We start from the raw sequence: 5,491 nt of genomic DNA, 5'->3' as shown, positions 1-5,491 counted from the left end.
GCGCAGGAGGGGCTACGATAGAAACTTTGAAAAATTATGTGGATAGTCAATCCACACCTGCATGATTTAAAGTGCTACTACACTGTCGCCTTATATCCCCGCCCTAAAAAGAAGGGCGAGGGTTTACGGCTATTTTGCTAAGTTATCGTTTTTATTATTGATACGTCTAACTATAAAAGGCTTCAACAGTTCCTTTTAGAGTCATCATAAGCGGTTGCCCGCGACGGTCCAGGGCTTTATGTGACGGGATTTTTACCCAACCTTCACTGATGCAATATTCCTCAACATCAAAACGTTCTTTGCCGTTAAGTAGAATACCAATGTTATGTTCGAAAACCTCTGCCACATGATGTGGACTACGGGGATTAGCAGAAAGGCGATCCGGTAAAGCTGGTAGTGATTTAGTGTCGTTCATATTTGTGACCTATCGTAAATAAAAAGTGCGCCATTGTAGACAATCTAGGTCTAACGCTCAAGAGCTGCCGTCACAAATCCTATAGATCTATTTTTATATTCCACCTACTTAATTAGCTGATTTAACTGCAATAAGTCCCACTTATTGCCATAGAGGTCCCGGAAAACCACTACTCTCCCGTATTCCTCATCCGCGGCTGTTCATCAAACACAACTCCATTTTCTTTCATCAAGTTGTAATCTCGCCAGAAATCATTAGTCTGCAGAAACAAGAAGACACGACCACCCGTTTGATTACCAATAGCAGCTTTCTGCTCATCAGTGCTGGCTTGCGCTAATAATAAATTTGTACCGTTTGAGTTTGGCGGAGATATTTGAACCCAGCGTTTACCACCACCTAAATGGGTATCTTCAACAAGTGTACACTGGAGTTTTGTGGTGTAAAACTCAATAGCGTCATCATAGTTTTCAACGACTAGCGCAATATTTCCAATTTGCTGTTGAACAGATTCAGACATGATAAAATGTTCCTAAAACTCCTAACGTGAAAGACAACTCATACCTATTGTCCCCATAGCGCTATGGAGCGTTCCGTTGCGAAGGATCGCGCTTGAACCCATTAATCAGTTGGTGCGGATCAACCTGAGCTCGATGCTCGCAGGCTGCCTGCGCCCACCAAACCAGCTGGTTAAAGGCTCGACCGAAATAATCAAACCATGATGCTTGATCCACACCAGATTGCGCTGAACCATCCGCTGCAAAAACCTCCTGCGCTTTCGGCACATGAATCATCGCGGAAACCGGAAGGCAGCCCAACTCGGATAGAAATGTTCTCATTCCTACGGCTGCGCGCACTCCGCCCCATTGACCTGCAGAATAGGTAACAATCACACTGGGTTTGTAAGAAAACAGAGAACTGCCAAAGTGGTTCAACAGATTAGCCAGCGCAGGGCTCATGAAATGATTGTACTCAGGGCTGATCATGATAAAGCCATCGGATGACTCAATTTTTTTCGCCAGTTCATTGAGCGCTGGTGGAACCTTACTTTTCGGGTATGCAAAATGCGGCTTAAAAACGGGCTCCAGGGGATAATCCAGAGCATCAACCAACTCTATTTCATCCTCTTCATACCGACTTTGCAGGCACTCCATACAAGCTTTCGCTACGTGGGCACCTAAACGGGCTGGTTTAGGCGGGGTACTGTCTCTGACAGTACCCAGAAAAATCAAAAACTTCATTTATAGAACTCCATCTTTTGGATGTAGAAAATACCGCTCCTACACAAGCGGCAAAGGCTAAATGCTATTGCCGTGCATCGACGCAGGAATCCCGCACGGTTAGAGCACCATATAGTTTAAAAAAACACTATCGAAAGATTTAGCATTCGCTTACCCAGACACCTACATCGAGCTCTGATTTTGCTGAACCAGCGTACGACCCGGATATAGGAGGAACAGATTCAGCCAATCGCGATACCGCTACGGGTATATGATCCGTACCGGCAATATCACCTATCGTCGGATCAAATCCTTTCCAGCCACCGCCGGGTAAATAAACCTCAGCCCAAGCATGAGTGGATCCAACCTGACTGGACATAAGCGGCGCATGTAAATATCCGCTGACAAAGCGGGAGGCAAGGCCCAGACACTTTACGATCTCCATAAAGAGTAAGGCAAAATCACGACAGGATCCGGAACCGAGCGACAATGTCTCCTCGGCAGATTGGACTCCGGGCTCTTCTCTCACCTTGTAAACCAGTGTCGTGTAGATAGTTGCAGTAATGCGCTGTAATAGCGTATAGGTTTGCACCTGTTCACCGGACTTCCATACTGCAAATATCCAGTTATTTAAAAGCTCTCTGGTCTTTTGCTCTGGTAATACCCTATAGGGTGATAATAAAAATTGGTCTCCCTCGCTATAAGAAAAAGGATAGTTAATCGCATAATCGGCCACGATAAAATCCAATGGAGATTCATTATATTGTTGAACGATGACTTCACTTTCAACCGTAAGCTGCTGCGTTGGACTGGTAAAATTGGCGATAGCAACTGAATTGTCTTCAACATCTCGATGCCAATATATTTTCGCATCGGGGGTAATATTGAGCACAAAAGACTCGATTCGGAGCTCATGATTTTCTCGTGGACGCAAAAGTAAATGATGCGCTCCGAGGGTCACAATATCGGTGTAATTGTAATAGGTACGGTGTATGATTTTATAACGTTTCATAATACCCCTAAGATGGATGTTTTTATTATTTAAGGGATCTCTGAATAAATCCCGTAACATTATGTATAACTGTAAAGCATCATATTAAAAAAGTACTTCGCAGAGGGAGAAACAAAAAGAAACTCTGCTTAAGCAAGCCCTATTTTTGCGCTATTGTTATGTTTTAGCTCTCTTATTACCGATTTGAAATCCATAAATACGAGTGATTAATACCTATCAGCACCTCAACTCAAGGATACTCCTAACCGTATCTTGTGTTTCTGCACTAAACATTTGAAATTGTTCGGAACTTAATACACCAAATTTTTTCAAACAAATAATTTCCAATCTTTCTCTGGAACTGATGACATAATAACCCCTTACTGAGAGCTAATGGCGCAAACACATGCGCGTTGTTTAGCGTCTTTTTTTAGCAAAAAACACGACAATGGTATCGAGTTTTAGTGTAACAACTTATCAGTTAATTAACTATAAACCTTGAATTTATAATATTTTCAATTAAATAATTAAGTTGACAAGCAGTTCCATCCAGCGCATTTTCGCTAAGCTCACCATAAGCTAAATAATGACTGATAACCAAGCCTTTATTTAGCTCGTCATAACAAACACAACGCAGCCCAATTAGTGCAACAACCCAGACATATATACCCATGATACTTCAAGATGCAAAGTCAGCAAGGTCAATTGTGCCGAGATGCTAGACATAAAATTGAAGTCTAGTTATTCTACAGAGAGATTTTATAACAAAGCAGATTGGTACAATTAACCTTGCTCTACGGGGCGCTAGCTCGAAAACCAGTGCTGCGTTGCACCAATCGAAAAGGGAATAACCATTACCTCATATTGCGTCTTGCTCTGGTCTCCGAGCTCGTGCCTGACAAAGCATTTTGAAGTAACATGGGTATAGCTGGCTCCGGTAAAATAGTTGGAACATCTTCATAGATATCAGTTTGAATCAGGTTAGATTGGATAGCTGTTCAGAAATTTTGTCTTCTCCTAATACTCATGATCACCTTCAGATCCAGCTTTTTTGAACTCAATTGTCTGGATAGGTTGGTTCCTCACACACATCAAAGCGGTTGACATGTATTGGCAGGTGCCTATGTATAAGTCGCCATGGCCTCCTTCAAACTGACAAGCTTCGGATATTGCTTTTGCATCACAAGCTTTGACAGCAATGGCATTTAATGGGCCAGAGTGCGCATGAGCAAAACCAGTAGTTAGCAACAAGGCGAATGTGGCTAAAAAAATAAAAAATGTTTTCTTTAAAGAATATTGAAACATTATTAATAGCCCCTATTACTCAGCCACCGGCAGATGTTCACCGTCTGCAGGCCCTTGATGTCCTTCTGGAGGACCTCCCGCAGAGGCTCCCGCCTGGCGGACAGTTTCTCCATGCATGCATCCAATGAACATATTTTCGCTCGGACTGGCAGCGTGGTAGTGATAGCCTCGGATATCATCAGTTGTACCACGACACTCATCGAGTGGCACTTCCTTACCCTGTGCGTCCTTCATTGCATATATGCCATAACCGTCTGCAGCATAACCGATCAATGCAGCGTGTCCATCGTCGCTTTTGTCAGAGGTATCAGTACAACCTGTCGTAGAGTGGTAGTGGTAACCCTGATGTGCGTTAATATGTCCACCGCAGTCATCAAATGCGGCAATCGTATAACTACCCAGGATTGCATCAACGGGCGCGGGTCCAGCTAGTTCGGAACCATCAAGTGCAATACCGACCGTTCTAACTCGTCCCGGTTTATCTGCAGGAATTGGCGTGACCGGTATCAGGTAAGTAAGAGAGAAGTCGTCATCAAGATATGATAGTTCGCACTCGATACAGTTTTGCTGATATTGTGCTTCAACATCAGGTCTTGCAGCACCTAAACAGGCTTCTTTTGTGGCTGTATAGCGTACTTTATTTGTTTTTGCGTCGTAAACCAGCCAGTTTTCATCGCCATAATAATCACTCAGTTTTAAAATGAACTCGCCAGTGATATCTACTAAATCGCCATTCCCTTCTTTGCTAAACCAAGCTCCGCCTGCTTCAGCACCGTCTCTGGTTGTTCTTGGGCAGAAAGGACCCGGTTCCCGCCCTGCTGGAGCACCAGAAGTAGCCAGTTCATAACAAGTCGTTGCTGTGCCTTCGGCGGTTTCACAGTCAACAATTTTAGGCGCTTGGCTAAACGCACCTTGTGCAAACAGAGAAAGGTCAACTCCTCTAGAAATAGTCGCTTGTTTCGCTGTTCCGTTTCCTTCAACAGGACTCTCAGGGGAGGAGTCGTTGCATCCGCTTAATGCTACAGCACTAAAGGCAATTGTGCTCATTAATGACCGACGCTCTGATAACATCATGATTTATATCCTTTTTTATTTAGGCCTATTAACTACCTAGGTAGCCAATATTACATTATAGTACAGGTTAAATGTGTAAAAAGTGAGGCTTTTGGGGAGCAATAAAAAATATGATGGGCATAAATTTCAGTCAGGGGCCCCCCATGAGTTAGAGGTCTAATCAACGATCTACGTTGGGAACAAAGTCGCTCGCAGTTTTGCTTCCCGACATTTATTTATTAAAGCCTCATACGCTTTGTATGGCAAGGTGTTTGGCTTGTGTGAAATCTGTTTTTCCTGAGCCTAATTTGTGTACCTGCTCAACGTCAATATAATGCTTAGGGGTCATTAACGGATTACAACCACTCTGTGACTTCTCACCGCCCTTATTCGGGCGATGCTTCTTGTTTCCTAAGCCGCAACCTGTTCGTGACAGGATTTACGCAAGCCTCCGCAAGCAGTAACGACTTGTCCAGCCGCTTTTAATTTCTGAATACCTTTAGCGCGGAT

At 43.6% G+C, this 5,491-nt stretch carries 5 protein-coding genes and 1 pseudogene; all 6 read right to left on the bottom strand.

What is annotated here, in order from left to right; translation table 11 throughout:
* Positions 1 to 166: 166 nt before the first annotated feature.
* The 6 genes and pseudogenes from ABZA00_RS16100 to ABZA00_RS16075 all read right to left on the bottom strand — a co-directional run bounded on the left by ABZA00_RS16100 (position 167) and on the right by ABZA00_RS16075 (position 5,002).
* Complete coding sequence (locus ABZA00_RS16100) at positions 167 to 415, bottom strand: DUF3297 family protein (protein WP_372883168.1); 249 nt, start codon at positions 413 to 415, stop codon at positions 167 to 169.
* Between the two features lie 104 nt (positions 416 to 519).
* Positions 520 to 932, bottom strand: a pseudogene (locus ABZA00_RS16095) (VOC family protein).
* 61 nt (positions 933 to 993) lie between these two features.
* Positions 994 to 1,653 carry an NADPH-dependent FMN reductase gene (locus ABZA00_RS16090; RefSeq protein WP_372883167.1) on the bottom strand — a complete coding sequence of 220 codons (660 nt, stop codon included), beginning with the start codon at positions 1,651 to 1,653 and terminating at the stop codon, positions 994 to 996.
* A gap of 139 nt (positions 1,654 to 1,792) precedes the next feature.
* The gene (locus ABZA00_RS16085; protein ID WP_372883166.1) at positions 1,793 to 2,644 is read right to left on the bottom strand and encodes a transglutaminase N-terminal domain-containing protein; all 852 of its coding nucleotides are present in this window, start codon (positions 2,642 to 2,644) and stop codon (positions 1,793 to 1,795) included.
* 996 nt (positions 2,645 to 3,640) lie between these two features.
* Positions 3,641 to 3,928, bottom strand: a complete 288-nt coding sequence (locus ABZA00_RS16080) for a hypothetical protein (protein WP_372883165.1) — start codon at positions 3,926 to 3,928, stop codon at positions 3,641 to 3,643.
* A gap of 15 nt (positions 3,929 to 3,943) precedes the next feature.
* Entirely contained in the window at positions 3,944 to 5,002 is a 1,059-nt protein-coding gene (locus ABZA00_RS16075; protein ID WP_372883164.1) for a YHYH protein, read from the bottom strand.
* Between the last annotated feature and the right edge of the window lie 489 nt (positions 5,003 to 5,491).

It is taken from the genome of Psychromonas sp., from assembly GCF_041586535.1.
GTDB lineage: Bacteria > Pseudomonadota > Gammaproteobacteria > Enterobacterales > Psychromonadaceae > Psychromonas.
Note: the sequence above shows the minus strand (reverse complement) of the source record. Positions and strands in the feature narration are given on the sequence as shown.